General features: G+C 68.2%; 30 protein-coding genes. 15 read left to right on the forward strand and 15 right to left on the reverse strand.

Annotation, left to right across the window (positions count from 1 at the left end; genetic code table 11):
• Window positions 1-41: 41 nt before the first annotated feature.
• From dtd to ATO6_RS07505, 11 genes are all read right to left on the reverse strand, one after another.
• Window positions 42-485, reverse strand: coding sequence for a D-aminoacyl-tRNA deacylase (dtd, locus tag ATO6_RS07455; protein WP_088623252.1), 444 nt, complete (start codon window positions 483-485; stop codon window positions 42-44).
• A gap of 5 nt (window positions 486-490) precedes the next feature.
• Complete coding sequence (locus ATO6_RS07460) at window positions 491-1,165, reverse strand: nitroreductase (RefSeq protein WP_088623451.1); 675 nt, start codon at window positions 1,163-1,165, stop codon at window positions 491-493.
• Window positions 1,166-1,182: 17 nt separating this feature from the next.
• Window positions 1,183-2,268, reverse strand: a complete 1,086-nt coding sequence (locus ATO6_RS07465; RefSeq protein ID WP_088623253.1) for a TFIIB-type zinc finger domain-containing protein — start codon at window positions 2,266-2,268, stop codon at window positions 1,183-1,185.
• 100 nt (window positions 2,269-2,368) lie between these two features.
• On the reverse strand, window positions 2,369-2,845 hold the full coding sequence (locus ATO6_RS07470; RefSeq protein WP_088623254.1) for a cytochrome b: 477 nt from the start codon (window positions 2,843-2,845) through the stop codon (window positions 2,369-2,371).
• 3 nt (window positions 2,846-2,848) lie between these two features.
• Window positions 2,849-3,973 (reverse strand): SPFH domain-containing protein, encoded by a 1,125-nt coding sequence (locus ATO6_RS07475; RefSeq protein ID WP_088623255.1) that lies wholly within the window; start codon window positions 3,971-3,973, stop codon window positions 2,849-2,851.
• A 76-nt stretch (window positions 3,974-4,049) separates the two neighbouring features.
• Entirely contained in the window at window positions 4,050-4,442 is a 393-nt protein-coding gene (locus ATO6_RS07480) for a GFA family protein (protein ID WP_088623452.1), read from the reverse strand.
• 10 nt (window positions 4,443-4,452) lie between these two features.
• On the reverse strand, window positions 4,453-5,406 hold the full coding sequence (locus ATO6_RS07485) for a DUF2927 domain-containing protein (protein WP_088623256.1): 954 nt from the start codon (window positions 5,404-5,406) through the stop codon (window positions 4,453-4,455).
• A gap of 10 nt (window positions 5,407-5,416) precedes the next feature.
• On the reverse strand, window positions 5,417-6,613 hold the full coding sequence (locus tag ATO6_RS07490) for a toxic anion resistance protein (protein WP_088623257.1): 1,197 nt from the start codon (window positions 6,611-6,613) through the stop codon (window positions 5,417-5,419).
• A gap of 5 nt (window positions 6,614-6,618) precedes the next feature.
• Window positions 6,619-7,518 carry a 5-bromo-4-chloroindolyl phosphate hydrolysis family protein gene (locus tag ATO6_RS07495; protein ID WP_088623258.1) on the reverse strand — a complete coding sequence of 300 codons (900 nt, stop codon included), beginning with the start codon at window positions 7,516-7,518 and terminating at the stop codon, window positions 6,619-6,621.
• The gene (locus tag ATO6_RS07500) at window positions 7,518-7,718 is read right to left on the reverse strand and encodes a hypothetical protein (protein ID WP_088623259.1); all 201 of its coding nucleotides are present in this window, start codon (window positions 7,716-7,718) and stop codon (window positions 7,518-7,520) included. The genes ATO6_RS07495 and ATO6_RS07500 overlap by 1 nt, the downstream gene beginning before the upstream one ends.
• A gap of 256 nt (window positions 7,719-7,974) precedes the next feature.
• Complete coding sequence (locus tag ATO6_RS07505; protein WP_088623260.1) at window positions 7,975-8,835, reverse strand: pseudouridine synthase; 861 nt, start codon at window positions 8,833-8,835, stop codon at window positions 7,975-7,977.
• 75 nt (window positions 8,836-8,910) lie between these two features.
• Here ATO6_RS07505 and ATO6_RS07510 point away from each other — a divergent pair, with 75 nt between their 5' ends.
• The 3 genes from ATO6_RS07510 (at window position 8,911) to ATO6_RS07520 (ending at window position 11,082) form a co-directional block, all read left to right on the forward strand.
• Window positions 8,911-9,363 (forward strand): nucleoside deaminase, encoded by a 453-nt coding sequence (locus ATO6_RS07510; protein WP_088623261.1) that lies wholly within the window; start codon window positions 8,911-8,913, stop codon window positions 9,361-9,363.
• A 57-nt stretch (window positions 9,364-9,420) separates the two neighbouring features.
• Window positions 9,421-10,203: an acyl-CoA thioesterase II gene (locus ATO6_RS07515; protein ID WP_176440856.1), complete on the forward strand. Its 783-nt coding sequence runs from the start codon at window positions 9,421-9,423 to the stop codon at window positions 10,201-10,203.
• 93 nt (window positions 10,204-10,296) lie between these two features.
• Window positions 10,297-11,082 (forward strand): thioesterase family protein, encoded by a 786-nt coding sequence (locus ATO6_RS07520; RefSeq protein ID WP_088623263.1) that lies wholly within the window; start codon window positions 10,297-10,299, stop codon window positions 11,080-11,082.
• Between the two features lie 213 nt (window positions 11,083-11,295).
• On the opposite strand, the gene ATO6_RS07525 is transcribed toward ATO6_RS07520, so the two are convergent.
• Window positions 11,296-11,979: a metal-dependent hydrolase gene (locus ATO6_RS07525; protein WP_088623264.1), complete on the reverse strand. Its 684-nt coding sequence runs from the start codon at window positions 11,977-11,979 to the stop codon at window positions 11,296-11,298.
• A 156-nt stretch (window positions 11,980-12,135) separates the two neighbouring features.
• Here ATO6_RS07525 and ATO6_RS07530 point away from each other — a divergent pair, with 156 nt between their 5' ends.
• Both ATO6_RS07530 and ATO6_RS07535 read left to right on the forward strand, forming a co-directional pair.
• Entirely contained in the window at window positions 12,136-12,576 is a 441-nt protein-coding gene (locus tag ATO6_RS07530; protein WP_088623265.1) for an EVE domain-containing protein, read from the forward strand.
• A complete protein-coding gene (locus tag ATO6_RS07535) occupies window positions 12,577-13,221 on the forward strand; it encodes a ceramidase domain-containing protein (protein WP_088623266.1) in 645 nt (214 codons plus the stop codon). It begins immediately after the preceding gene.
• A gap of 43 nt (window positions 13,222-13,264) precedes the next feature.
• Here the strand turns inward: ATO6_RS07535 and ATO6_RS07540 are convergent, their stop codons facing one another.
• The gene (locus tag ATO6_RS07540; protein WP_088623267.1) at window positions 13,265-13,573 is read right to left on the reverse strand and encodes a hypothetical protein; all 309 of its coding nucleotides are present in this window, start codon (window positions 13,571-13,573) and stop codon (window positions 13,265-13,267) included.
• A gap of 150 nt (window positions 13,574-13,723) precedes the next feature.
• Here ATO6_RS07540 and gatC point away from each other — a divergent pair, with 150 nt between their 5' ends.
• From gatC to ATO6_RS07575, 7 genes are all read left to right on the forward strand, one after another.
• A complete protein-coding gene (gatC, locus tag ATO6_RS07545) occupies window positions 13,724-14,011 on the forward strand; it encodes an Asp-tRNA(Asn)/Glu-tRNA(Gln) amidotransferase subunit GatC (RefSeq protein ID WP_088623268.1) in 288 nt (95 codons plus the stop codon).
• Window positions 14,012-14,015: 4 nt separating this feature from the next.
• Window positions 14,016-15,500, forward strand: coding sequence for an Asp-tRNA(Asn)/Glu-tRNA(Gln) amidotransferase subunit GatA (gatA, locus tag ATO6_RS07550; protein ID WP_088623269.1), 1,485 nt, complete (start codon window positions 14,016-14,018; stop codon window positions 15,498-15,500).
• A gap of 41 nt (window positions 15,501-15,541) precedes the next feature.
• Complete coding sequence (locus ATO6_RS07555; RefSeq protein WP_088623270.1) at window positions 15,542-16,321, forward strand: hypothetical protein; 780 nt, start codon at window positions 15,542-15,544, stop codon at window positions 16,319-16,321.
• A complete protein-coding gene (locus ATO6_RS07560) occupies window positions 16,314-17,018 on the forward strand; it encodes an N-acetylmuramoyl-L-alanine amidase (RefSeq protein WP_088623271.1) in 705 nt (234 codons plus the stop codon). The genes ATO6_RS07555 and ATO6_RS07560 overlap by 8 nt, the downstream gene beginning before the upstream one ends.
• 90 nt (window positions 17,019-17,108) lie before the next feature.
• Window positions 17,109-17,432: a DUF3775 domain-containing protein gene (locus tag ATO6_RS07565; protein WP_088623272.1), complete on the forward strand. Its 324-nt coding sequence runs from the start codon at window positions 17,109-17,111 to the stop codon at window positions 17,430-17,432.
• A gap of 10 nt (window positions 17,433-17,442) precedes the next feature.
• Window positions 17,443-18,705, forward strand: a complete 1,263-nt coding sequence (locus tag ATO6_RS07570; protein ID WP_088623273.1) for a SulP family inorganic anion transporter — start codon at window positions 17,443-17,445, stop codon at window positions 18,703-18,705.
• 36 nt (window positions 18,706-18,741) lie between these two features.
• Complete coding sequence (locus ATO6_RS07575) at window positions 18,742-19,542, forward strand: TIGR03084 family metal-binding protein (RefSeq protein WP_254919085.1); 801 nt, start codon at window positions 18,742-18,744, stop codon at window positions 19,540-19,542.
• A 530-nt stretch (window positions 19,543-20,072) separates the two neighbouring features.
• Here ATO6_RS07575 and ATO6_RS07580 read toward each other — a convergent pair.
• Complete coding sequence (locus ATO6_RS07580; protein ID WP_088623274.1) at window positions 20,073-22,052, reverse strand: bifunctional 2',3'-cyclic-nucleotide 2'-phosphodiesterase/3'-nucleotidase; 1,980 nt, start codon at window positions 22,050-22,052, stop codon at window positions 20,073-20,075.
• A 222-nt stretch (window positions 22,053-22,274) separates the two neighbouring features.
• Here ATO6_RS07580 and nudC point away from each other — a divergent pair, with 222 nt between their 5' ends.
• Complete coding sequence (gene nudC / locus ATO6_RS07585) at window positions 22,275-23,252, forward strand: NAD(+) diphosphatase (RefSeq protein WP_088623275.1); 978 nt, start codon at window positions 22,275-22,277, stop codon at window positions 23,250-23,252.
• Between the two features lie 55 nt (window positions 23,253-23,307).
• Window positions 23,308-23,775: an SRPBCC family protein gene (locus ATO6_RS07590; protein WP_088623276.1), complete on the forward strand. Its 468-nt coding sequence runs from the start codon at window positions 23,308-23,310 to the stop codon at window positions 23,773-23,775.
• Between the two features lie 3 nt (window positions 23,776-23,778).
• Here ATO6_RS07590 and ATO6_RS07595 read toward each other — a convergent pair whose 3' ends face one another.
• Window positions 23,779-24,612, reverse strand: a complete 834-nt coding sequence (locus ATO6_RS07595; RefSeq protein ID WP_088623277.1) for a prephenate dehydratase — start codon at window positions 24,610-24,612, stop codon at window positions 23,779-23,781.
• A 126-nt stretch (window positions 24,613-24,738) separates the two neighbouring features.
• Here ATO6_RS07595 and ATO6_RS07600 point away from each other — a divergent pair, with 126 nt between their 5' ends.
• On the forward strand, window positions 24,739-25,251 hold the full coding sequence (locus tag ATO6_RS07600) for a cytochrome c family protein (protein WP_088623278.1): 513 nt from the start codon (window positions 24,739-24,741) through the stop codon (window positions 25,249-25,251).
• The last annotated feature ends 45 nt before the right edge of the window (window positions 25,252-25,296 follow it).

Raw genomic sequence — 25,296 nt, forward strand, 5'->3', positions numbered from 1 at the left:
CCCCGGAGTTTATCGGGCCAGATGAACGAGGGGATCCGGTTTCAGGTGGCAGTGTCGAGCCAGATTGTGACCGGGCCGTCGTTGGTCAGCGAGACCTGCATGTCGGCGCCGAAGCGGCCGGTTTCGACCTTGGGGCCGAGCGCGGCGAGGGCGCGGGCGAAATGCTCGTAGAGCGCGTTGGCGAGGTCGGGGGCGGCGGCGCCGGAAAAGCCGGGGCGGTTGCCGCGCGAGGTGTCGGCGGCCAGCGTGAACTGGCTGACGACGAGGGCTTCGCCGCCGGTGTCGGAGAGGGCGCGGTTCATCTTGCCCGCTTCGTCGTGGAAGATGCGGAGCCTGGCGATCTTGGCGGCGAGGCGGTCCGCCGTCGCCTCGTCGTCGCCGGGCATGGCGCAGACGAGGATCAGCAGGCCGGGGCCGCACTGGCCGACGATCTGACCATCGACGCGGACGGCGGCCTCGGTCACGCGCTGGAGCAGGGCACGCATCCCGGTCAGCCGCGCATGTCGAGGATGTCGGCCAGCGGCGCGCGGTCGGTGCGGAAGCCGTTGGCGGGATGCGATGTGTCCTCGTAGCCGAAGGTCAGCGCGCAGAGCACCATGCGGTCCTCGGGGATGGCGAAATGGTCGTGCAGCATCGGCGCCATTGAGGCGACGGCGGCCTGCGGGATGCAGCCCACGCCCGCCGCCTCGGCCGCGAGGCAGAAGGCGAGGATGAAGCCGCCGCAGTCCATCGCGCCGTAGGGGCCAAGCTCGGTGCCGGAGGTCAGGATCGCCGTATGCGGCGCGCCGAACAGGCGGAAGTTCTCGGCGGCCTGTTTCGCGGACCCGGCCCGGTCGCCCTTGGTCACCCCGACGGCATCGTAGAGCTGCCAGCCGCAGGTCCGGCGGCGTTCCTGGTGCTGGCCGGTGTAGGCCGAGGGGAAGGGCAGGTCGGGCCTGCCGCCCTCGGGGCTGCCCATGCCGGCGAGGAGCTTGTCGCGCAGGATGTCGGTTTCCGCCGGACGGGTCACGATGACCTGCCAGGGCTGCGAGTTGCACCACGACGGGGCGCGGCCCGCCGTCTCGACGATCCTGGCGATCACCTCGTCCGGCACCGCGTCGGGCAGGAAGCCCCGGCACGAATGGCGGCGGCGCAGGAGGGTGTCGAGGCTGTCGAGTTCTGTCATCTGTAGGTCCATTCCGTTCATCCGTTCTGTGCCGCGAAATAGCCGATCACGCCCGCGACGATCAGGCCGAGGATCACCGCGAAGGCGATCTTCCACGCCGACCACGGCCGTTCGCCCTGCACCCGGCCCGTGCGGCCGTTGACCACGAAGCGGTAGGTCTGCCCGCGATACTTGTAGGCGGCGAGCCAGACGGGCAGCAGCACGTGCTTGAAGGTCACGTCGCTGATCGCGGTGTTGATCCCGTGCACCCGCTGCGCGTCGCCGCCGATGTCGAACTTGACGTCCCGTTCGATCACCCGGTCCATGTGCTGGCGCGCCTCGGTGTAGCCGTCCTCCAGCTCCACCTGATAGGCCTCGGCCTTGAACCCGGCGAGGAACTCGGGGCGGTAGGGCTCCATCGCCGCAAGGTCCCAGGGTTCCAGCGCGTCCGTGTAGCGTTTCGGCAGCGAGCGCGACGCGAGGACCAGAACGTCGTCGAAGAAGCGGGCGACCCGGCCCGCGGCAGGACGCCAGCGGATCTTCTGGACCTGCACCTGCTGGGGCTTGCCGTCGCGCATGACGGTCCGGGTCTCGTAGTAGATCGTGCCGCGTTCGCCGGAGTAGCTGGACTTGGTGTCTGCGTCGAAGGTCCAGTAGGGGACGTAGATGCCCTGCATCTTGCGCCCCTTGCGGGCGTATTCCTGCAGACCGTTGGGCGCGAACCAGAGCCCGCCCAGCCAGTCCGTCATTGCCTTGCGCGCGTCGGGTTCGTTCAGGGCGAAAGGCAGGACGCCCTTGGGCTTGATCTGCCTGTGGGTGCCGGTGCCGGTGACCACGGGGGTGGCGCAGAACGGGCATTCGGTGGCGTGGACGTCGGTTTCGAATTCGATCAGCGCGCCGCAGTTCGGGCATTTTGAGGTGCGCTGTTCCTCGGTCTCGGCCTCGGGCAGCCGGGCCTCGATCGCGGCGCGGAAGTCGAGTTCCCTGATTGCCGGGACATGGGCCTGCGTGCCTTCCATGGGCTCGGTATGGCCGCAGAAATCACAGACCAGCTGGCCTGCCGCGGGGTCGAAACGGTAGTCTGCCCCGCAGTTCGGGCAGGGAAATCTGTGGTCGTCGCTCATCCGTCTCCCCCGGTCGTTTCGGGGCCAAGCTAGTGTGACCGCGCGCCGAGGGAAACCGGGAAACGCGCGGGCCTGACGGGCAGGCCCGGCTGCGGCCGGCTCAGACCCGCGACCCGCCGGGACGCATCCGGGCGAGCAGGTTGTCCTTGAGCACGAACTGGTGATAGAGCGCCGCCGCCGTATGGGCGAGGATGGCAATGATCAGCAGGTTGATCAGCACCTCGTGCAGGTCCGCCGCGATGTCGAGCCGCAGGTAGAAGGCGAAGCCGCCCGCCCAAGGTCCGAGGATCGCCAGCGCGTAGATCGCCCAGTGCGTCAGGGTCGCCGCCCTGCGCTGCCACTTCGGATCGCTGGCCGGGGGCGGCGGTGCGCCGAGCCAGAGGCGCAGCAGCAGGCGCAGGATCATCAGGAAGAAGACACTGAGGCCGAGGATGCCATGCAGTGGCAGCGCGGCGGTGGCCGGCAGCTTTTCGTAGCCGTGCATCTGGTCGCCGAGCAGCCATGCCCCGGCGATAAGGACGAGGATCAGCCAGTGCAGGGCGATCTGGATCAGCGAGTATCCCGTGCGCGTGGTCATGGCTTACATCCCCGGAGGCGGCGGCGGCATGATGGTGAAGAGCTGGGCCAGTTCGGCCACGTCCTCGGCCTTTTTCCAGCCGTCCTGACCGGCAGTCCAGACGTAGGTTTCGCGGGTCAGCTTGCCGTCGGTGACCATCCGCCCGAGCGACGCCTTGGAGAAGGGGCCCGAAGTCTGGCCGTTCTCGGCGATGTGCCAGACATGTTCGACCGGCGGGGGTGGCGGCGGGGCCGCGGCTGCGGGCGGCTGTTGCGCTGCGGCCGGGGCAGCGCCCCACGGGCCCTGCTGGCCGAGCGCCGCGCCCATGGCCATGCCGATGCCCGCGCCGATCCCTGCGCCCATGCCTGAGTTCGGGGTCTCGGCCGCCTTGCCGAGCGCTTCGGCCGCGGCGAACTGGGTGTACTTGCCGAGGTCACCGACGATTCCCATCGAGGTGCGCTTGTCCAGCACCTCCTCGACCGCGGGCGGGAGCGAGATGTTCTCGACGTAGAGCTCGGGCATTTCCATCCCGTAAGACGACAGGGTGCCGGAGATCTCCTTGGCCACCAGCTTGCCGAGGTCACGGGTGTTGGCCGCCATGTCGAGCACCGGAATGCCCGATCCCGCGATCACGCGGCTGAATTCCTGCACGATGATGTTGCGGATCTGGAAGCTGATCTCGTCCATCGTGAACTCGCCGTCGGTGCCGACGATTTCCTGCATGAACCGGGCCGGGTCTGTCACCCGCACCGCGTAGGTGCCGAAGGCGCGCAGGCGGACCGGGCCGAATTCCGGGTCGCGGGCGATGATTGGGTTCTTGGTCCCCCACTTCAGATCGGTGAAGCGGGTGGTGTTGACGAAGTAGATCTCGGACTTGAACGGCGATTTGAAGCCGTGGTCCCAGTGCTGCAGCGTCGTCATGATCGGCATGTTGTTGGTCTCGAGCATGTAGAGACCGGGCGTGAAGACGTCGGCCAGCTGTCCTTCGTGGACGAAGACCGCCGCCTGACCTTCGCGCACCGTCAGCTTGGCGCCATACTTGATCTCGTGTCCGTGGCGCTCGAACCGCCAGACCAGCGTGTCGCGGGTGTCGTCGACCCAGTGAATGACGTCGATGAATTCGCCGCTCAGGAAATCGAAAATGCCCATGATGCAATCCTTTCAGGCCCGGTCGTCGGGAACTATGGCAACTTTTCCGGCCCCTGCAAAGACGGGGCGGTTCGTGTCAGAACCACAGATCGGCCACCCTGCGGCCGTCCGGGGGTAGATCGTCGAACGTGTGCAGCCCGTCGAACCGGGCCAGCGGCAGATCGGCCACGGCATCGGGATCCGTGGCCATGCGCAGGTTGGCCGCCAGCTTGCGGCGACCGAGCGGGCCGGGTTCGCGTTCGATGTAGTGGGTCAGGCATCCGCAGGTCGGGCAGAAGCAGAAATCGCTCGGCCCGCCAAAGGTATAGGTGCGCGTTGCTCCGCTGACGGTCACGACGCTGTCGGCCCAGCCGTAGATCCAGAGCGCCCCGTAGCGGCGGCAGATCGTGCAGTTGCAGCTGGTCGCGTCATCCGGACGGCCCGCATAGGTCCACCGGACCGCGCCGCAGTGGCAGGCGCCCTCGATCACGGTCAACGGTTCAGCTCGGCCCGCCGGACAGCCCGGCGACGATCTGGGAAACGATCGGGCGCGCCTGGTCGGGCGACATGCCGGGGCGCAGGCGGGGATCGTAGAGAATCCGCAGCAGCATCTCGTCATGGGTGGTCAGCAGCGCGAACTCGTCGTCGTCGTTGAAGATCGACGGCCGCGCCTCGGGGCTGTCGTTGGCCAGGCCGAGGCCCTGTGCCAGTTCCTCGTGATAGCATGACTTGCGCATAAGGTCGGGATGTTCGGCCCGGACCAGCGCGATGGCACGGCGGTATTCGTAATCCGTGCCGCTGCCCGAGAAGGCGACGACGAGGCAGTGGATCGACCGCGGCAGGGTGCGGAAGATGTCCAGCGCGTTCTCCGAGATGTTGGGCACAAGCTGGCGGATGCGGGCAACGGCCTGGGGGCGTTCGTCCTCGTTCATCACAAGGATGTTGAAGTTGGCGGTGGAGGCGACGGGCGTGACGAGTATCGAATGTCCCGTCAGCCGGGCCAGCCGTGCGGCATAGCCCGCGACGGTGCGCCGGTCCTCGTCGCGCACGTCCTGCGGAACGCTCGGCCCGAACTCCACGGCCATGCGCACCGGCACCGACCAGCGGCGCAGGTGCGAAGGCGAATCCTTGGCCACGCGCAGCCCGGCCCCGCGCGCATATTCGTCGTAAAGCGCGATGCGTTCGAAGTTCCGCGCCAGCATGGCCGCGGTATAGGGCGTGTCCACGCCGCCGCCGTCCTGCCGCAGCAGGCCCTGCACCAGCAGATCGGCCTGCACCCGCGCGTAATAGGTGCTGAGCTCCTTCGACGCGGCCGAAGGCTCGGCCGGTTTCGCAGGCGGGACCAGTGCCGCCGGGCGTGCCTGTGGCGTCACCCGCGGGGACGCGGTTTCGTCACAGGCCGCCAGCAGTCCAAGGACCGCGAAGGCCGCAAATAGCGTCCGGCGTGTGCCCACCCCTGTTACCTCACGCCTGCGGGGGAACTGCTGTGGCGGCGGAATCGCCCAGCCCGGTCGACCGCGCCTTGGCGGATGCCAGCGTATCGCGCAGTTCCGCCTCCATCTTCTTCAGCTCTTCCTCGGCGGCGGCGCGCTTGGCCTTGCCTTCGTCCGCGATCTGCAGGCTTTCCTGGATCGTGCCGATCAGGTCCGCGTTGGCCTGTTTCACCGCCTCGATGTCGAAGACGCCGCGTTCCATTTCCTGACGGATCACCTTGTTGGTGTCGCGCAGGTTCTTGGCATTGGCGGTCAGCAGTTCGTTGGTCAGGTCGTTCGCCTCGCGCACGGCGCCGGCGGCTTCGGCGCTGCGCTGGATGGTCACCGCCTGTGCCAGCTGGGTTTCCCAGAGCGGCACGGTGTTCACCAGCGTCGAGTTGATCTTGGTGACCAGCGACTTGTCGTTCTCCTGCACCAGCCGGATCGAGGGCAGCGACTGCATCGTCACCTGCCGGGTCAGCTTCAGGTCGTGCACCCGGCGTTCGAGGTCGTCGCGCGCCGCGCGCAGGTCGCGCAGCTCCTGCGCCTTCATCACCTGGGCCTCTTCCGGCGCGGCCTGAACCTCGGCCTCCTTGGCCGGGATGTCGCCTTCGTCCAGTTCCTTCAGCTTCTGCTCGCCCGCCGCGATGTAGAGCGCCAGTTCGTCGTAGAAGTTCAGCGTCTTGTCATAGAGCATGTCCAGCGACTTGATGTCCTTCATCAGCGTGTGCTCGTGCTTCAGCAGGTCGTCGGTGATCCGGTCGATCTGGCCCTGCACCTCTTCGAACTTGGCCGTGAACTTGGCGAAGGGCGCGGCGCGGCCCAGCAGACGTTCCCAGAAGGACCGTTCCCGCCGGACGTCCAGTTCGGAGACCGAGAAGCCCCGGATCGTCGTGACGATGTTGCGCAGGCTGTCGCCCGCGGGGCCCACGTCCTTGTTGCGGACGTCGGCGAGCATCGCCTGGCTGATCTCCTGCAGTTCGGCCTGCGCGGCAGAGCCGAAGGACACGATGGAGTTCGTGTCGCTCATGTCGAGTTCCGCCATCCGGGTGCGGATCGCGTTGGCGGTGCTGTCGTCGGCGCCGTCATAGGTCACGACGTCCGTGGACGGTTCGGGCAGGACGACGGCGGTGACTTCCTCGACCATCTTTCCCGATTCGGCGGCCTTGGCGCGCACGGTCTCTGACATGTCCCTCACTCCATGTTGGCGGGCGCGCGGACGCCCTCGCGTTGCAGTCGTTCTCTCAAGACGTCGATTTCGACCGTCAGGTCGGTGCGGTCGTCGCCCAGCAGTTTCTGGGTCCGGGCCGCGAAGTTCTCGTCCAGATCGGTCAGCAGCGACTCGTATTGCGCGCGGGCCGCGGTGCTCTTGTTGCGGGTGTAGACGTCGACGAACTTCACCGTCGCGTCACGCGCACCCATCAGGTAGACGCCCAGGAACTTGCGGGCGGCGGTCAGGTCGCGCGGATCGTTCTCGACCGTGCGGATCATTTCGCGCGCACGGGCGTCGAAGGCGGCGACGCGACCGGTCAGGGCGCGGTCGCGCAGGGTCGCGATCTGGCTTTCGATGGTCCTGAGGTAGGCTTCGGCCTCGTCCACCACGCGGGCTACGCGGTCCTGCTGGAACTGGTCGATTCCCTCGGCATTCTTGTCACGAAGCGGATCCGGCCCGAAGCTGGCCAGGTGCAGTGCCCCGGTGACGACGGCGTAGATCGCGGCATGCAGCGGCGCGGCGCCGTGGATGCCGGCGGCCAGCCCGGTGCCGAGCGCGATGGAGACCGAGCCGAGTATCTTTCGCGGCAGGGCGGGACGGCGGGCGATCTTGCGCGCGTCATATGCGGCCTCGGCCCTGAGCCCCTCGCGCGTCAGCCACGCGCCGAGCCCCCACAGACCGGCGCCGACCAGACCGAGGGCAAGTCCGACGGCCCCGGCGCCCACCGACATGAAAGCCAGAATCACGGGCGGCACGAAAAGGATATTCGACCGCGCCCCTGCGGGATCGGGCCGCGCGGCAGGCCGCTGCGGCGCTGGGGCCGCGCCTTTCTGCGGGCCCTTTCCGTCGGGGCTGAATTCTCCGCCGAATCGCTGCGCCATCACTCGGCCCCCACCCAGCCGGTGGCGACGCCCGTCATGATGACGATCAGCAGCACGTAGGCGACCTTCTGGATGGCAGAGCTCCGCCGTGCCGGCAGGGTGCCGGAGCTGGCCGAAGGCTTGCTCCACGCCGATGCGATGAGCGAGGCCGCCGCGACGAGGGCGGCGAGAAGGACGATCACGAGGATCAGGCGGGACATGTATCCCTCCGCCAGACTGTAGCTGTCGGCAACATAAGCACCGATTCACGGCGGCGCCAGTATGCAGTCCGTGACGACAGACCTGCCGGTGTTTCGCCGCCACTGCCTCATGGCGGGCCGTGTGACGGTGAGCGACGTGGCCGGCAGGCCGGAGCGTGTTGATGCCGGGCGAAATCGCCGCCGAATTCCGCCCGCAGGGGGCGGCCTTCGACGGCGATGCCTCCGGCGGGAGTTTATCGGGCCAGATGAAGGCGGATCAGGTCCGGCGCGGACGCCGTTGCGTGGGTTTTGGCTTGGGCGGCTCCTCGGGGGCCATGCCGAGCTGGTCGCGCAACACGCGGGGGCGGACTTCCTCGACCGCTCCGGGTTTCAGCTGGCCCAGCTGGAACGGTCCGTAGGACAGGCGGATCAGGCGGTTCACCGTCAGTCCGATGGCCTCCATGGCGCGGCGGATCTCGCGGTTCTTGCCCTCGCGCAGGCCGATTGTGACCCAGGCGTTCGCCCCCTGCTGCCGGTCGAGCGTGACCTGCATCGGCTGGAATTTCTCGCCGTCGACCGTGGTGCCCTTGCGCAGCGGTTCGAAATCCTCGTCCTGGGGCCGGCCATTTACCCGGACCCGGTATTTCCTGAGCCAGCCGGTCGAGGGCAGTTCCAGCTTGCGCTTGATCTCGCCGTCGTTGGTCAGCAGCAGCAGCCCTTCGGAATTGAGGTCCAGCCGCCCGATGCTCATCACCCGCGGCATGTCCTCGGGCAGCTCGTCGAAGATCGTCCGGCGGCCCTTGTCGTCCCGTGCCGTCGTCACCAGCCCGGTCGGCTTGTGGTAGAGCCACAGCCGCGCCGGTTCCGGCGCCTCCAGCGGCTTGCCGTCGACGGTGACCTTGTCCCTGGCGGTGACGTTCAGCGCGGGGCTGTCCAGCACCTTGCCGTTCACGCTGACACGGCCCTCGGCGATCATCTTTTCCGCGTCGCGGCGCGAGGCGATGCCGGCGCGCGACAGCACCTTGGCGATGCGGTCGCCTTCGGGGCCGCTCTTCGGCGGATCCTTGGGCGCGGGCGCGGCGGTTCTGGGGCGCTGCGGGCGCGCGGGACGCGGGGGACGTGCGGGTTTGTCGGCCATGCCCCCGCTTAGCCTGTTTCGATGCAGGGCGGAAGCGGGCTTGCGGGGCGGGCGGGGCGCTGGCATCTGGAGAGGATGAGGTTCGCCCCCCACATGGACACCGCGCTGGACGAGGCGCGTGCCGCCGCCGCGCGCGGCGAGGTGCCGGTCGGCGCCGTTCTGGTCGCGCCTGACGGGCAGGTCGTCGCACGGGCGGGCAACCGGACCCGCGAACTCAGCGATCCCTCCGCGCATGCCGAGATGCTCGCGATCCGTCAGGCCTGCGCCGCGGCGGGCAGCGAGCGGCTGCCGGGTCATGTCCTCTATGTCACGCTGGAACCCTGCGCCATGTGCGCCGCCGCCATCGCCGCGGCCCGCATCGCCCGCGTGGTCTATGGCGCGTCGGATCCTAAGTCCGGCGGCGTGGCGCACGGGGCGCGCGTCTTCAGCCACTCACAGGCGCACCATGCGCCCGAGGTCATCGACGGCATCGCCGCATCCGAGGCCGAGGCGCTCCTGAGGGACTTCTTCCGCGACCGGCGCGGCTGATTGACTTCGCCCCGGCCTCGGGGCGTTATGCGCCCCGCGATGGACAGGAGGGATCGGATGCCGAACTTGAAGGACGTGCTGGCGGGGTTTCAGGGCGAGGGCGCGACGCAGTGCGTCGAGGCGCCGGACAACTGGAAACAGGGCCGCACGCTCTATGGTGGCATGACCGCGGCGCTGTGCTGGCACGCGGCGACCCGCGCCGTCCCCGACCTGCCGCCGCTGCGCGCGGTGCAGGTGGCCTTCGTCGGCCCGGCACAAGGGATGCTGGACTTCCGCGTCGAACTGATCCGCCGTGGCCGCAACTCCGCCGTGCTCGAGGTCGTCTGCGACGGCGAGGCGGGACCGGCGGCGCGCGTGCTCTTCACCTGCGCGAACCCGCGCGAGAGCAGCGTCTCGCACGACCTGACGCCGATGCCCGACGCCGGTCAGCCAGAGGGGATCGAGGACTTCCACCGCAATCCGATGCCGGAGCTGGCGTTCCCGAGCAATTTCGACATCCGCCTCGTCAGCGGCGGCCGCCCCCTGTCCGGTGGATCGCCCGACCTGCTGGTCTGGACGCGGATCAAGGACGACGCGGGCGTCGACCCGGTCACTGCGCTGCTCGCGCTGGCGGACGTCCTGCCGCCGGGCGCGATGGCCGAGATGACGCAGCGCGGGCCGGTTTCGACGATGACCTGGGGCGTGGATTTCAACCAGCCGGTGACCTCGCGCGGCTGGCACCTGCTGCGCACCAACAGCGAACAGGCCGCCGACGGCTATTCATTGCAGGCCAGCCAGATGTGGGACGAACAGGGCCGCCGCGTGCTGGTCGCCCGCCAGGTGGTCGCGATCTTCGGCTAGAGCCTTCGCATACATGGCGTTCTCGGGGCCGGCGTTGACGCCGGTCCCGCCGCTTCCAACTCTCGCCCGGCTGAGGGACCGAAAGGGGAAGCGATGGCGTTCATCGGGGACATCCTCGCCGATTGCACGGGCGAGGGGATGGAAACGCGGGTGGAGTGCCGCCCGGAATGGATGCAGGGCCGGACCCTGCTGGGCGGGCTGACCGCCGTGCTGCAGGTCCATGCCGCGCAGCGCGCCTTTCCGGACCTGCCGCCGCTCCGGTCCTCGCAGTTCAGCTTCTCGGGCCCCGCGACCGGCGAACTGGTCCTGACCGCCGAACTGCTGCGCCGGGGCAAGAACTCGGCCATCATCTCGGTCGACGCACGCTCGGGCGACGTGCTGGCGGGCCGCGCCCTGCTGACCTTCGCGGCGGCGCGCGACAGCGTCATCACCCACGACCTCAAGCCCGCGCCGCAGGTCATCACCCCGGACGAGGCGCCCGCCTACCATCCGCCGGGCCATCAGCGGGCGGGGGGCTTCCCGATGAACTTCGACCTCCGCCGCCTCGGCGGCCGCCGCCCGATGGAGGGCGGCGAGTGCGAGGTCTACCTCTGGTCGCGGCTGATCAACGACGAGGGCATGGACCCGGTGATGATCCCGCTGGTCCTCGGCGACGGCCTTCCACCCGCCGCGATGGTGCAGATGACGGAAAAGGCGCCGATCTCGACGATGACCTGGACGGTGGATTTCTTCCACCCGGTCACGTCACGGGGCTGGCACATCCTTCGCTCGGTCAGCGAACAGGCCGCCGACGGCTACTCGCTGCAACACACCGACATCTGGGACGAAGCCGGCCGCCGCGTCGCCGTGGCCCGGCAGGTCGTAGCTGTCTTCAACTGAGGCCGTGCTGTCAGCCGCTGCTCGTGGAGCAGTCGTGGTAGACAAAGGCCGCACGACGGCGCGCGGCTGCGCCGACGCCCCGCCCGCCGTCCCGCGGGGCACAGCCTCCGCGACACTCACAGGTTCCCCTGCTTCCTCTGGCTATAAATACTTTGGGGGAGCGCGAGGGGGCAAAGCCCCCTCGCTCCGGCCGCGCCGCACGCGGCGCGGAACTCAGATCTCGATGGCCTCGAGAACCTCGGGCGTCCGCACATCGACCCCCGGCAGACCCGCCTTCAGCTCCTCGGCATCCTGCGCCAGTGCCGGGAACGTCTTGTAATGCATCGGGATCACCATCTTGAAGTTGAAGAAGGTCTTCGCCGCGAAGGCCGCCCGCTTCATGTCCATGGTGTAGAACCCGCCGGCGGCGAGGATGCCGATATCCGGCGCATGCAGCGCGTTGAAGACGCCCATGTCGGCCATCACGTCGGTGTCGCCCGAGAAGTAGATCGTGTGCCCTTCGCCCGAGATCACGAAGCCCGATTCCGACCCGGCGTATTTCCCGTCCGGCGTCGAGGAGGAATGCGTCGCGTTCACCATGGTGACGGTCACGCCGCCCAGGTCGATCGTGCCGCCCTTGTTGAAGCCGGTGCACTTTAGCGCATCGTCCTGCGCGCCGAGCCAGCCCATCAGTTCGACCATGCCGTAGACCGGGATCCCCAGTTCCTTGGCGATGCCCGCGACATCGCTCACGTGATCGCCGTGCCCGTGGGTGACGAAGATGTGGGTCGCGCCGCCGATCGCCTCGTCGCGGCGGTCCTTGGGAAAGGTCGGGGCCGAGAGGAACGGGTCGATCAGCAGGACCTTGCCCCCGATCTCGATGCGGAACGAGCCGTGGCCGAGCCAGATGAGTTTCATTGCGGATGTCTCCTCCGTGTCTGTTCGCGGGAAGGGTAGGGCGGCGGGGCGGGGCTGTCCATCTGATGACGGCGATTGGCAGCATCCGGGTGGACCGGCACTGGACAGCGGGCGCCGCAGACCCCAGATCCGCTTTGTCCCCAAAGGAGTTCCGGAATGACGGCCTACTGGATCGGCGTGGCGGCCCGTGCCCATGTCCTGCGCGGAGTCGCGGGCGGCTTCTGCCAGCTTGGCCATGGCCGGATGGCCCCCATCCGGCGCCTGTCGCCCGGCGACTGGCTGGTCTACTACGCCCCGCGCGAGACGGTCGAGGGCAGGGACCCGGTGCAGCGCTTCGTCGCGATCGGGCGGGTGCGCGATGGCGACAGCTACGAGGCCGAACAGGGCGAGGGGTTCCACCCGGCCCGCCGCGACGTTCACTACCTCGATGCGGAGGAGGCCGCGGTCAGGCCGCTCCTCGAAAAGCTGTCTTTCGTGCGCGATCCCAAGCACTGGGGCATGGCGTTCCGGGGCAGCCTGATCTCGGTGTCCGAGGAGGATTTCATGACGATTGCCGATGCGATGGGTGTCGGCGTTCCGGTCGGGGCGGAGGCCTGAATGGACTGGACACGCGCGGTCGACGCCTATTGCGAACGTCTTGGTCCCGGCTACTGGGCCGAGCCGGTGAACCTTCTGACCAACCTCGCCTTCATGATCGCCGCGGTCATCATGTGGCGACGCGTGGAGGGGCGGACGACCGGACGGGCACTGTCGGCGATCCTCTTCGTGATCGGCGTCGGATCGTGGCTGTTCCATTCGCACGCGCAGGCGTGGTCCGGCCTCGCGGACGTCGTGCCGATCATGGTCTTCATCATCGCCTATATCTTCGTGGCGAACCGGGACTACCTCGACCTCGTGCCGTGGCGCGCGGCGGTCGGGGCGGTGCTGATGTTCATCCTCATCGGCCTGATGGGCTGGCGCTTCGGGGATTACGAATGGCTGGGCAGCTCGGCGGCCTATGCGCCGGTGCCGCTGGTCATCATCGCCTATGGTACCATCCTGCGCCGTCGCATGCCCTACGTGTCGCGCGGATTGTGGATCGGTGCCGTGCTGCTGATGGTGTCGCTGACCTTCCGCACGGTGGACATGCAGGTCTGCGCGGCCTGGCCGCTCGGGACGCACTTCATGTGGCACATCCTGAACGCGGTGATGCTCGGCTGGATGATCGAGGTCTGGCGCCGCTGGGTGGAACTGCATCGCTGAGCAGGATCGCGAATCGCCGAGCGCGGACCGGCAGGTGGCAGCGTCACCTCCGCCGCGCGCCGATACGGCGGGCGAGCAGGAAGGCGAGGCTGGCCAGCAGGCAGGACCCGGCCCAGATGGCGGCAAGGATGACGAGGGCGAGCGCCTCCATCCCCGTCGCCTGCGGATAGGCGTCCGTGAAGATGAGCCATGCCAGCAGACCGCCAGCCGCCAGGGCCAGCGCGGTGACCGCCGCAAGCGCAGTCATCAGCCCGCGCGGCCGGTTCCGCCAGCCCGCGCGCGCCGCCAGGGGCAGGGCCAGCAGGGCCGCGGCCAGGAAGGCGAGTTCCAGCAGTTGGGTCAGGGCAATCATCGCGCCGTGTCGCTTTCCATGAACTCCGACAGTCCGCAGGACCCTGCCGCGACGGGTCCAATGCCGCAAGGGTTTGGCCCGCGCCGCCTTGCGGCGAACCCCGCACGGGGATAAACCACCGCAAATCCGAAAACCCATCCGTGAGGACCCATGTCCATCGACACCGACACCGCCGCCCGCGTGGCCAAGCTCGCCCGGATCAAGGTCGAACCCGAGGCGCTGCCCGCGCTCGCCCAGGAGTTCAACACCATCCTCGGTTTCATCGAGCAGCTGAACGAGGTCGACGTCGAGGGCGTGGAGCCGATGACCAGCGTGGAGCCGATGCGGTTGAAGCGGCGCGAGGATGTCGTGACCGAGGGCGGCCAGCAGGACAAGATTCTCGCCAACGCCCCCGACGCCCGCGAGGGCTTCTTTGCCGTGCCGAAAGTGGTGGAGTGAGCCGATGACCGATCTGAACACGCTGAAGATCGCCGAGGCGCGCGACGCGCTGCGCAAGGGCGAGGTGACGTCAGTCGAACTGACCGAGGCCTGCCTGAAGGCCATCGAGGGCGCGAAGGCACTGAACGCCTTCGTCCACGATACGCCCGAGATCGCGATGGAGCAGGCCAGGGCCGCCGATGCCCGCAACGCGCCGGACGCCCCGTCGCTGAACGGCATTCCCTTGGGGATCAAGGACCTGTTCTGCACCAAGGGCGTCCCGTCGCAGGCGGCGTCCTTCATCCTGAACGGCTTCAAGCCCGAGTATGAATCGACCGTCACGCAGAACCTGTTCGACGCGGGTGCGGTGATGCTGGGCAAGCTGAACATGGACGAATTCGCCATGGGTTCGTCCAACGAGACCTCGACCTACGGCAACGCGGTGAACCCGTGGCGGCGCGGCAACGACGACACGGCGCTGACGCCGGGCGGGTCCTCGGGCGGGTCCGCCAGCGCGGTGGCCGCCGACCTGTGCCTCGGCGCGACCGGCACGGACACCGGCGGGTCGATCCGCCAGCCCGCCGCCTTCGTCGGCATCACCGGGATCAAGCCGACCTATGGCCGGTGTTCCCGCTGGGGCATCATCGCCTTCGCCTCCTCGCTCGATCAGGCGGGGCCGATGGCGAAGGACGTGCGCGACACTGCGATCATGCTGAACGCGATGTGCAGCCACGATCCCAAGGATTCGACCAGTGCCGACATTCCGGTGCCGGATTTCGAGGCCGCGCTGACCGGAGACATCCGGGGCAAGACCATCGGGATTCCCCGCGAATATCGCATGGACGGGATGCCCGAGGAGATCGACGCGCTGTGGACGCGCGGCAAGGAGATGCTGCGCGACGCCGGGGCCAAGATCGTCGACATCAGCCTGCCGCACACGAAATACGCGCTGCCGGCCTATTACGTGATCGCGCCGGCGGAGGCGTCGTCGAACCTCGCCCGCTATGACGGCGTGCGCTACGGCCACCGCGCCCGGCTGGCGCAGGGCGACGGCATCACCGAGATGTATGAAAAGACCCGCGCCGAGGGCTTCGGCAAGGAGGTCCAGCGCCGCGTGATGGTCGGGACCTACGTGCTGTCCGCCGGGTTCTACGACGCCTATTACAACCGGGCCCGCCGGGTCCGGACGCTGATCAAGAAGGACTTCGAAGATGCCTTCGCGCAGGGCGTGGACGCGATCCTGACGCCCGCGACGCCGTCCGCCGCCTTCGGGCTGGGCGAGATGGCAGAGGCCGATCCGGTGCAGATGTACCTGAACGACGTTTTTACCGTGACGGTGAACCTCGCCGGGCTGCCGGGGATCGCGGTGCCCACGGGGATCGACCGTCAGGGCCTGCCGCTGGGGCTGCAGCTGATCGGACGTCCGTATGAAGAGGGCGATCTGCTCAACACGGCCTATGCGCTGGAAACCGCCGCAGGGTTTGTGGCGAAACCGGCGAAATGGTGGTAAACAGACTGCAAGACGAGAATATGAGCAGACAGGACCGTCCCATGAGATTTCTGACTTCCGGTCTGGCGCTGACCGCCGCCGCCGTGCTTGCCGCGTGCACCCAGCAGGTGCCCGACAGCGGGGCCGGCGTGGGTTTCAACGAATACGATTCCTACGTCGCCCGGCGCGAAGCCGAACTGCGTGGTCAGAGCGTCGCTGCCCTGCCGCCCGCACAGGCGGTGTCGAGCGAGACGCTGGGCTCCGCCCCGGCCGGTGCGCCGATGTCGGCCACCGGTGGCGCGCTGAACGGCACCGCGCCCGCAACGACCGGCGGCGACAGCCCCTCGGACATCGCGCGCGAAACGCAGGCGGCGCTGGCGGCGTCTTCGGCCAATTCCGGCCAGACGCCGGTGCAGGCCGATCCGAACAACCCGCCGCCCGAGGCCGTGAACTCCTTCGGCATCTCGCGCGAGAACGATTTCGGCGCGGTCGGCGAACAGCGCTCGATCGAGGATGACAAGCAGCGGATCGCCAGCGTGCGTTCGCAGTACCAGCAGGTTCAGCCGACGGCGCTGCCCGAACGCACCGACACCGGGCCGAACCTTGTCACCTACGCCCTGTCGACGAACAACCAGCCGGGGCAGAAGGTCTATTCTCGGTCCGGCTTCACCTCGGCCGAACGCAGCCGCGCGAACTGCGGGCGCTATGCCTCGCCCGACCTCGCGCAGTCGGACTTCCTGAAGAGCGGCGGGCCGGAGCGCGACCGCAAGGGGCTGGACCCGGACGGCGACGGGTTCGCCTGCACATGGGATCCGCGCCCGTTCCGCAACGCGCGTGGCTGAGGACGCACCCGCGCCGGATCACCCCGGCGCGGTCTGGCATCCCTCGCCCAACTTCGGGCCGCGCCGACATGGCGGCGACCCGAACCTGATCGTCATCCACTACACTGCGATGAAGAGCGCCCGCGCGGCGCTCGACCGTCTGTGCGACCCCGCGCCGGCGGATGGCGGGGCCGTGTCGGCGCATTACCTTGTCTGTGAGCGGGGCGAGGTCTGGCAGATGGTGGCCGAGCGTGACCGGGCCTGGCACGCGGGGGCGGGCAACTGGGCTGGCTGCGAAGACGTCAATTCGCATTCGGTCGGGATCGAGCTGGCGAACGACGGCGACAGCCCCTTCGCCGCGCCGCTGATGGATACGCTGGAGGGGTTGCTGACCGGGATCATGACGCGCTGGCGGATCGGTCCGGCAGGCGTGATCGGCCATTCGGACATGGCACCGGGGCGCAAGATCGACCCCGGCCCGCGCTTCGACTGGCGGCGGCTGGCGCGGCAGGGGCTGGCTGTCTGGCCCGAGCAGGGCGCGGCGGGGGATTTCGACGCGGACCTTGCGGCGATCGGGTATCGGGCGCCGGAAGGCGCGGACGATGCACTGATGCTGGACACGTTCCGGATGCGCTTCCGGCCATGGGGCCGGGGCCCGCTGACCGAGGCGGACCGCTGCGCGGCGCGGGCCGTGGCGGCGGCCTGCCGGGCCGGATGAAAACCTGCGTCTGACATTCCGATTTGATTGAGGTCAAAGCCGGGGCTTCCGTCCGGTGGCACGCTGACAGCGTGAACAGGAGGGGATGTCATGGACATTTCGGAACGCAAGATCGCGCAGGTCGTGCTGATGGCGCACGAGATGGATCGCGCCGAGGGCGAGCTGCGCGCCTTTATCGAAGCGCTGAACGAGGACGAGGCGGCGAACCTCGTCGCCGTCTACTGGATCGGCCGCGGCACCTTCGACGCCGACGACTGGGACGAAGCGGTTGAAACCGCGTTCAACGAGGCCTCCGCCCCGACGGCGGATTACCTGCTGGGCTCGCCGCATCTGGCGGACCATCTGGAGGCGGGGATGGAAGCGCTCGGGCTGGAAATCTCGGATGACGAGGACGACCTGATGCGGGGCACCTGAGGCCACGCATATGCGGCCCAAGATACTGAGCACGCTGCCGGGTTACACCCGCGCGGCGTTCCGCGCCGATGTGCTGGCCGGGATCACCGTCGCGATGGTGGCCCTGCCTCTGTCGCTGGCCATCGCCATCGCCTCGGGCGCGGATCCGGGGGCGGGGATCGTGACGGCGGTGGTGGCGGGGTTCCTGATCTCGGCCTTCGGTGGCAGCCGGGTGCAGATCGGCGGGCCGACGGGGGCCTTCATCGTCGTGGTCTACGGTGTGATCGCGGCGCATGGCTATGACGGGCTGGTGCTGGCGACGCTGATGGCGGGGGTGATCCTGCTGATCGCGGGCCTGTCGCGCGCGGGGGCGCTGGTGCGCTGGATACCGGAGCCGGTGATCCACGGGTTCACCATCGGGATCGCCGTCATCATCGGGACCAGCCAGATCAAGGATGCGCTCGGGCTTCAGACCGCGGCGCTGCCCGCCGATTTCCTGCACAAGATCGCGGTCATGTGGGGCGCACGGGCCACGGTGTCATGGGCCGCTCTGGCGGTCACGGGGGCGACGGTCGTGCTGATCGTCCTGTTTCGCCGCGCCGCGCCGAAATGGCCGGGACTGATCGTGGCAGTCGCCCTGACCTCGGGCGCGGCAGCGGTGCTGAACCTGCCGGTGGATACGATCGGAGGACGGTTCGGGGCGTTGCCGGATCATCTGCCGATGCCGCACCTGCCCGAGGTGACGCTCGAACGGCTCAAGGATCTGCTGCCCTCGGCGCTGGTGATCGCCTTCCTCGCCGGGATCGAGTCGCTGCTGTCGGCGATGGTCGCGGACCGGATGATCGGCGGTCACCACCGCCCGAACGCCGAGATCCTGGCGCAGGGGGTGGCGAACGTCGGCTCGGCGCTGTTCGGCGGGCTGCCCGCGACGGGGGCGATTGCACGCACGGCGACCAACGTGCGGGCCGGGGGGCGAACGCCGGTGGCGGGGATGGTGCATGCGGTGACGATTCTCGCCGTGATGATGCTGGCCGCGCCGCTGGCCGGGATGCTGGCCATGCCCGCGCTGGCCGGTGTGCTGATCCTGACCGCGTGGAACATGGCCGAACCGCAGCACTGGCGCGGGCATCTGGGCCTGCCGCGCGCTGACCTGGCGGTGCTGGCGCTGACGCTGGTGCTGACGGTGGTGGCCGACCTGACGGTCGCCATCGGAGTCGGCACCGCCTGCGGTCTGGCGCTGCGGCTCAGGCGGCGCAATGTGCCGCCCGCCGACTGGACCCCGCCCGACCGCTGACGCATGATGCGCCCCGGAGCAGCAAGGGAGGGGCGCATGATCGCCGAGGCGCAGGATTTTCTGGTCGAGACGCGGTCGCTTAACGATCTGACCGCCGGGATGGAGGCCGGGGACTTTACCCGACCGACGGCCTTCAAGGGGTGGAGCACGGATGACGTGCTGCAGCACCTGCACCACTACAACATCCTCGCCGACCTCTCGATGTTCGATCCGGACAGGTTCCGCGTGGAATACGGCCGGGCCAAAGGGCTGCGGGACGAGGGGCTGGGCATGGTCGGCGCCTCGCGGCAGATCCTTGGCGAACTGACCGGCCACGCGCTGCGCGACGCGCTGATCGCGCAGGCCGAGGCGATGGCGCCGCGCTGGCTGGAGGCCGATCCCGCGACACGCGTGGAATGGGCGGGGCCGAGCATGTCGGCACGGTCCTCGATTTCGGCCCGGCTGATGGAGACCTGGGCGCACGGGCAGGAGGTCTGGGACCTGCTGGGCCGGGTGCGGGAGGACGGGGACCGGATCCGTTCGATCGCGGTGCTGGGGGTGAATACCTTCGGCTGGACCTTCAAGACGCGCGGGATGGAGCCACCCGGAGAACGTCCGACAGTGCGGCTGGTCGCTCCGTCCGGGGAGGAATGGGCATTCGCCGGGGGTGAGGACGTGGTCGAGGGCTCGGCGACCGAGTTCTGCCAGGTGGTGACGCAGACGCGGAACATCGCGGATGTCGGGCTGACGGTGCGGGGGCCGGTGGCCGAGGCGTGGATGGCGAACGCCCAGTGCTTCGCCGGGCCGCCGAACCCGCCGCCAGCGCCGGGCACACGCGGGCCGGGGGTGCATGCCTGACGAACAGGCTCCACACGGTCTGAAGATGAGGTCGAATCAACCGTGGTTCGGGCGACCAGCCCGGACCGCGCCTGCCCTTCCCCTCGGGCGGGCGCATGGGTGCCGCCCACGCATGCCTCAGGCAGGAGGGGCGTGTCGCCATGAATCACTCCGCTCGGATGGACAGCGGCGCCCGCTCAGGCTCGAAGACGGCCCTCCGCGGAGATCTCTACCCACTATGCGGTTCTGATAATGAGTTTCTTCCCCTGCGCCGGATCAGCCGTGGTTCGGGCGACCAGCCCGGACCGCGCCCGCCCCTTCCCTCGGGCGGGCGCATGGGTGCCGCCCGCTCATGCCTCAGGCATGAGGGGCGTGTTGCCATAAAACGCGCGGTTCGGGCGCTGCTAGGCGCCCGCCCAGGGGCGGTCACGGTCCTCTGTGCAGATCTCAGAGCGTGGCGGGACTGTTGTCCCAGCTTCGAACATGCATAGCCCGGTGATCGTCCCGCACCTCACCCGCCGGAGTGCGGCCACGGTCCTGCGTGCCACCGCTCAGAGCGTGATGCGGAAACGGGCGAAGCCGTCGGGGCCGTCTCCGGCGGGTTCGATCCTGACGCCCGGCACCTTGTCGGCATAGTCCGCCGCCTTCGGCCCGGTGTCGAACAACACCGTCGTTCCCGGCAGCGGTGCGAAGGTCCAGTTCGCGTCGGCGGAGGGCTCGATCGTCCCCTTCTCCACGATATACCGCACGATGATGTCGCGGTTGGTGTCCGGCCCCTCGAAGACCACCGTATCCCCCATGGCGCCGGGGAAGGCACCGCCGCCGCCCGCGCGGTAGTTGTTGGTGGCGACGATGAACTCCATGTCATCCGTCACCGGGGCGCCGTCGTGGGTCAGGTTGACGATCCGGCTCGCGTCGGCGTTCAGCGGCTCGCCCTTGGCGGTAAAGCGCGAGGGCTGGCTGAGGTCGATCTGATACCGCACCCCGTCGATCACGTCGTAATTGTAGCTCGGGAAGTCCGGGTTCAGCAGCAGGGCGTCCTGCGCACCGGGCTCGATCCGGTTGAACGCCCCGGCGGAGCGTTCCAGCCAGCCCTTCAGCTGCGCGCCGGTGATCCGCACGGCGCGGATCGTGTTGGGATAGAGGTATAGGTCGGCCACGTTCTTGATCGCCACGTCGCCCGCGGGGACGTCGGTGTAATACTCCGGCCCGCCCCGACCCCCGGCCTTGAAGGGCGCGGCGGCTGACAGGACCGGCAGCCTCTCGTGCGCGGTGCCCTTCATCATCTCGGTCACGTACCACGCCTGCGCGATGGAGACGATCTGGACCGACGGGTCGTCGGCCACCAGCGCGAAATACGAATGCAGCGGCGCGGCGGTCCTGCCGACCGGGCGGCGGACATAGGCAAGGGTCTGTTCATGTTCGGCCTCGACCGAGGCGAGCACGGCCGGTTCGCTCTCCACCAGGGCCGAGACGGAGCGGTCCTCGTTCCGTTTCGAGATCGGGCGGACCGAGACGTCATGGGTCAGCACCCGCCATTCATTGCCGTCCCGTTCCAGCATCAGGTCGATCACCCCGAGGTGCGAGCCCCAGAACCCGCCCATGGTCGCGGGCTTGCCGTGGATCGTGCCCTTGCCGACGTCCACGCCCGCGAATCCGTCATAGGTCGGCGAGGGGAAGACGAGGTGCGAATGGCCGGTCAGCACGGCGTCGATGCCGTCGATCTCGGCCAGAGGGACGGATGCGTTCTCCATCCCTTCGGTGTGCCTGGCTGAGCCGATGCCGGAATGCGACAGGGCGATCACGATGTCCGCGCCCTCCTCGCGGATTTGGGGCACCCAAGCGCGGGCGGTTTCGACGATGTCACGCGCCTGAACGTTGCCTTCCAGATGGCGGCGGTCCCATGTCATGATCTGCGGCGGGACGAAACCGATGACGCCCACGCGGATTGGATGCTCGGCCCCGGCCCCGTCCAGCACCACGCGGTCGAGGATCACGTAGGGCTTCACCAGCGTGGCATCCGCCGTCGGCGTCGCCCCCCGTTCCTTGACGACATTGGCCGAGACGACCGGAAACTCGGCCCCCGCGACGGATTTCATCAGGAAATCCAGCCCGTAGTTGAATTCGTGATTCCCCAGCGTCGAGGCATCGAAACTGAGCGCGTTCATCGCCTTGATGACCGGGTGCAGGTCGCCGTCCTTCATCCCGCGTTCGTAGGCGATGTAATCGCCCATCGGGTTGCCCTGCAGGAAGTCGCCGTTGTCGACCAGCAGGGCATTCGTCGCCTCGGCCCGGATGGCGGCCACATGGGCGGCGGTCCGGGCCAGCCCCACCGTGTCGTCGGGCCTGTCGGTGTAATAGTTGTAGGGAAAGACGTGCACATGGAGATCGGTCGTCTCCATGATCCTGAGATGCGCCTGCTGCGCGGAGGCCCGCGCAGAGAAGGGGTGAAGTGCGATCAAACCGGCACCCGCGAATGAGCCGGACAGAAATGCCCGGCGTGTCCAACCGTTCCCGGACCCGTTGCCCATCCCGACTCTCCCGATTCTGTTCACTGTCGAGAGTAGCGGTGTCTGTGACAGGTGCGTGTCCGAATTGTATTCGCGCGTGTCTTACGGGCAGATCTTCGCACAATGGCCGCGCAAAGTATACCGGCCTGCGACCCGGCTTCGGGTGTGTGACCTGTTTGCGCGGCGTTGTATTCCGCCGGGGCAGGCGGCAGGGTGGCGCCGGACAAGAGGGAGAGGCGACGGATGCGGATCGCGGAAGAGGTGACCTTCGGGGGATCGGGGCTGGACCGGGCGGCCGAGCTTCGGGGCAATGACGACGTGCTGCGCTTTGCGCGCGGGGCCGGATCGTCGCGCTGTATCGTGCTGTGGAAGGGCAACCCGCTGCTGGAAAGCGGATCGGACGCGCCGGTTCTGGCGCGGCTGCCGATGGACCATCCGCTGCTGGCGGTCGGAGACGAGGAACCGGTTCTGCTGGGCCGGGACGAAACCGGTCTGCTGTTCGCGCAGGACATTTCCGGCTGGGAACCCGAGGGCACGCCGTTCCTCGAATCCGGTCCGGGCCGCAGCCGCAGCCAGCCGCTGCCCAATCACCCGGAACAGGACGAGGCGCATCTGTTCGTCGAATTGCGGGCGGTCATGGCCGATCTGACGACCCGCGACGCGGAGCTCGCGGCCACGGCCAAGGCGCTCTACAACTGGCACTCCACGCACAAGTTCTGCGCCCGTTGCGGACAGCCCAGCCAGATCGTCATGGCGGGCTGGCAGCGCAGTTGCGACGTCTGCGGCGGCCAGCATTTCCCGCGCACCGATCCGGTCGTCATCATGCTGATCGTGCACAACAACAACGTCCTGCTGGGCCGGTCGCGCGGATGGCCGCAGGGGATGTGGTCGCTGCTGGCGGGCTTCGTCGAGCCGGGTGAGACGCTGGAGGCGGCGGTGCGGCGCGAGGTGATGGAGGAAACGCAGGTGCCCGTCGGGCGCGTCGAATACCTGTCGAGCCAGCCCTGGGCCTTTCCTAATTCGCTGATGTTTGGCTGCTACGGAGAGGCGACGGGCGATGCCATCACCGTCGACCCGGCCGAGCTTGAGGATGCGATCTGGGTCCCGCGCGAAGAAATGGCGGATGTATTCGCGGGGCAACACCCTGTGATCCGTTCGCCGCGCCGGGGCGCAATTGCAGAGTTTCTGCTGCGCAACTGGCTTGCGGACCGGCTGGATTGAGGGGACTATCCGCGCCGGGGGGCCTAACCTAGAGCAGAACAGGAACAGGCGCAGAATGAAATTCGTTGCCAAAGAGGACATCGAGGCACCGATCGAACTGGTGTTCATGGAAGTCTCGGATTTCGAGGCGTTCCAGCGCCAGGCCATGCGCCGTGGCGCGAAGATCGTGCGCAAGGACCAGCTTGACCAGCCTGCGCCGGGGATGAAGTGGGATGCCAAGTTCGATCTGCGCGGCCGTCGCCGCGAGGTGGAGCTGACGCTGACCGAATACGAAAAGCCGACCCTGATGAAGTTCGAGGCGGTGTCGCCCAGCATTCACGCCTTCGGCAACGTGGAACTGGTCGCGCTGTCGCGCAACCGGACGCGCCTGCGGCTGGATATCGAGATCAAGCCGCAGAACCTGTCGGCCCGCCTGCTGGTCCAGTCGCTGAAACTGGCCAAGACGAACCTGACCAAGCGCCTGCAGCTCAAGGTCACCGATTATGCGCAGACCCTGCAGGAACGGGCCAAGAAGCGCGCCTGAGCCTCAGCGCCGCCGCGCGTCGGCGGGATAGGTGCCAAGGATTTCCAGTTCGGTCGTGAAATACCCCAGCTCGTCCAGCGCGCGCTGCACGGCCGGATCGTCGGGATGCCCTTCGATATCGGCGTAGAACTGCGTCGCGGTAAAGCTACCGTCCTTCATGTAGCTTTCCAGCTTGGTCATGTTCACGCCGTTGGTCGCGAAACCGCCCATGGCCTTGTAAAGCGCGGCGGGGATGTTGCGGACCTCGAAGACAAAGGTCGTGATCATCCCGTGATCGCCGCGCGGGGTCATGTCCTTTTCCCGCGACATCAGCAGGAACCGGGTGGTGTTGTGGCCGTGATCCTCGAGATCCTTGGCCAGCACGTTCAGGCCGTAGGTCGCTGCAGCCAGTTCGCTGGCCAGCACGCCCGAGGTAATGTCGCCCGCCTTGGCCAGTTCCGCCGCGGCGCCCGCGCTGTCTGCGGCGGCCTCGGCCTCGATCCCGTTGGCCCGGAGGAACCCGCGCGCCTGCGGGATCAGGACCAGGTGGGCGCGCACCTTCTTCACGTCGGCCAGCCGCACGCCCGGCATCGCCATCAGCGCGATGCGGACGCGGACAAAGTGTTCCTCGATGATGTAGAGCCCGGAATGCGGTAGCAGCGAATGCATGTCCGCAACCCGCCCGTAGGTCGAATTTTCGACCGGCAGCATCGCGAGATCGGCAACGCCGGAGCGCACGGCGTCCATCGCATCCTCGAAGGTGCGGCAGGGCACGGCTTCGTGATCCGGGCGCGCGGCGACGCAGGCTTCGTGGGAATAGGCGCCAAGTTCGCCCTGAAATGCGATGCGTCCGGTCATTGATCCTTGTCCCTCTGCGCCCCGTAGGGGCGTTTGGTCGCGCTAACTACACCTTGCGCATCCGGAGGTGAAGCGGATACATAGCCCCGCAAACACTCGGACTCCAACAAAGGGCGCGCGAAATCCATGTTCGATACGATGACGATGACCAAGGTCGTTGGCGGCTTCTGCGGGGCGCTGCTGGTTTTCCTGCTGGGGAACTGGGTGGCTGAAACGCTTTACACCACCGGCGGCGGCCACGGCGACGAACATGCTCAGGCCTACGTGATCGAAACCGGGGCCGAGGAATCGTCCGGCGCCGCGGAAGAAGGCCCGTCGTTCGAAGAGGTCTTTGCCTCCGCCGACGTCGAAGCCGGCTCCAAGGTGTTCGGCAAGTGCCGCGCCTGCCACAAGATCGACGGCACCAACGCCACCGGCCCGCATCTGGACGGCGTCGTGGGCCGTGCCATCGACGCGGTCGACGGGTTCGCCTATTCCGGCGCGCTGGAGCAGCTCGGCGACACCTGGACCCCCGAGGTCCTGAACACCTTCCTCGAAAACCCGCGCAGCGCGGCTCCGGGCACCAAGATGTCCTTTGCCGGTCTCCGCAAGGTCGAAGAGCGGGCTGACCTGATCGCCTATCTTCAGACCCTGAACTGATCCGTCCGGCCATCCGCCGGTCAAGGGGCCGCCGACCTTTTGTGT

This window comes from Oceanicola sp. 22II-s10i, assembly GCF_002210105.1.
Taxonomy (GTDB): Bacteria; Pseudomonadota; Alphaproteobacteria; order Rhodobacterales; family Rhodobacteraceae; genus Pseudooceanicola.

Excerpts from the sequence above, each read along its gene's own strand:
- ATO6_RS07465 (WP_088623253.1), bottom strand. The coding sequence starts at position 2,268 with ATGAGCGACGACCACAGATTTCCCTGCCCGAACTGCGGGGCAGACTAC.
- ATO6_RS07555 (WP_088623270.1), top strand. The coding sequence starts at position 15,542 with ATGAGATTTCTGACTTCCGGTCTGGCGCTGACCGCCGCCGCCGTGCTT.
- nudC (WP_088623275.1), top strand. The coding sequence starts at position 22,275 with ATGCGGATCGCGGAAGAGGTGACCTTCGGGGGATCGGGGCTGGACCGG.
- ATO6_RS07490 (WP_088623257.1), bottom strand. The coding sequence starts at position 6,613 with ATGTCAGAGACCGTGCGCGCCAAGGCCGCCGAATCGGGAAAGATGGTC.
- ATO6_RS07570 (WP_088623273.1), top strand. The coding sequence starts at position 17,443 with ATGCGGCCCAAGATACTGAGCACGCTGCCGGGTTACACCCGCGCGGCG.
- ATO6_RS07535 (WP_088623266.1), top strand. The coding sequence starts at position 12,577 with ATGGACTGGACACGCGCGGTCGACGCCTATTGCGAACGTCTTGGTCCC.
- ATO6_RS07520 (WP_088623263.1), top strand. The coding sequence starts at position 10,297 with ATGGCGTTCATCGGGGACATCCTCGCCGATTGCACGGGCGAGGGGATG.
- ATO6_RS07495 (WP_088623258.1), bottom strand. The coding sequence starts at position 7,518 with ATGGCGCAGCGATTCGGCGGAGAATTCAGCCCCGACGGAAAGGGCCCG.
- ATO6_RS07475 (WP_088623255.1), bottom strand. The coding sequence starts at position 3,973 with ATGGGCATTTTCGATTTCCTGAGCGGCGAATTCATCGACGTCATTCAC.
- ATO6_RS07530 (WP_088623265.1), top strand. The coding sequence starts at position 12,136 with ATGACGGCCTACTGGATCGGCGTGGCGGCCCGTGCCCATGTCCTGCGC.
- ATO6_RS07565 (WP_088623272.1), top strand. The coding sequence starts at position 17,109 with ATGGACATTTCGGAACGCAAGATCGCGCAGGTCGTGCTGATGGCGCAC.
- gatC (WP_088623268.1), top strand. The coding sequence starts at position 13,724 with ATGTCCATCGACACCGACACCGCCGCCCGCGTGGCCAAGCTCGCCCGG.
- ATO6_RS07525 (WP_088623264.1), bottom strand. The coding sequence starts at position 11,979 with ATGAAACTCATCTGGCTCGGCCACGGCTCGTTCCGCATCGAGATCGGG.
- ATO6_RS07500 (WP_088623259.1), bottom strand. The coding sequence starts at position 7,718 with ATGTCCCGCCTGATCCTCGTGATCGTCCTTCTCGCCGCCCTCGTCGCG.
- ATO6_RS07595 (WP_088623277.1), bottom strand. The coding sequence starts at position 24,612 with ATGACCGGACGCATCGCATTTCAGGGCGAACTTGGCGCCTATTCCCAC.
- dtd (WP_088623252.1), bottom strand. The coding sequence starts at position 485 with ATGCGTGCCCTGCTCCAGCGCGTGACCGAGGCCGCCGTCCGCGTCGAT.
- ATO6_RS07505 (WP_088623260.1), bottom strand. The coding sequence starts at position 8,835 with ATGGCCGACAAACCCGCACGTCCCCCGCGTCCCGCGCGCCCGCAGCGC.
- ATO6_RS07575 (WP_254919085.1), top strand. The coding sequence starts at position 18,742 with ATGATCGCCGAGGCGCAGGATTTTCTGGTCGAGACGCGGTCGCTTAAC.
- ATO6_RS07515 (WP_176440856.1), top strand. The coding sequence starts at position 9,421 with ATGCCGAACTTGAAGGACGTGCTGGCGGGGTTTCAGGGCGAGGGCGCG.
- ATO6_RS07470 (WP_088623254.1), bottom strand. The coding sequence starts at position 2,845 with ATGACCACGCGCACGGGATACTCGCTGATCCAGATCGCCCTGCACTGG.
- ATO6_RS07600 (WP_088623278.1), top strand. The coding sequence starts at position 24,739 with ATGTTCGATACGATGACGATGACCAAGGTCGTTGGCGGCTTCTGCGGG.
- ATO6_RS07510 (WP_088623261.1), top strand. The coding sequence starts at position 8,911 with ATGAGGTTCGCCCCCCACATGGACACCGCGCTGGACGAGGCGCGTGCC.
- ATO6_RS07580 (WP_088623274.1), bottom strand. The coding sequence starts at position 22,052 with ATGGGCAACGGGTCCGGGAACGGTTGGACACGCCGGGCATTTCTGTCC.
- gatA (WP_088623269.1), top strand. The coding sequence starts at position 14,016 with ATGACCGATCTGAACACGCTGAAGATCGCCGAGGCGCGCGACGCGCTG.
- ATO6_RS07590 (WP_088623276.1), top strand. The coding sequence starts at position 23,308 with ATGAAATTCGTTGCCAAAGAGGACATCGAGGCACCGATCGAACTGGTG.
- ATO6_RS07540 (WP_088623267.1), bottom strand. The coding sequence starts at position 13,573 with ATGATTGCCCTGACCCAACTGCTGGAACTCGCCTTCCTGGCCGCGGCC.
- ATO6_RS07460 (WP_088623451.1), bottom strand. The coding sequence starts at position 1,165 with ATGACAGAACTCGACAGCCTCGACACCCTCCTGCGCCGCCGCCATTCG.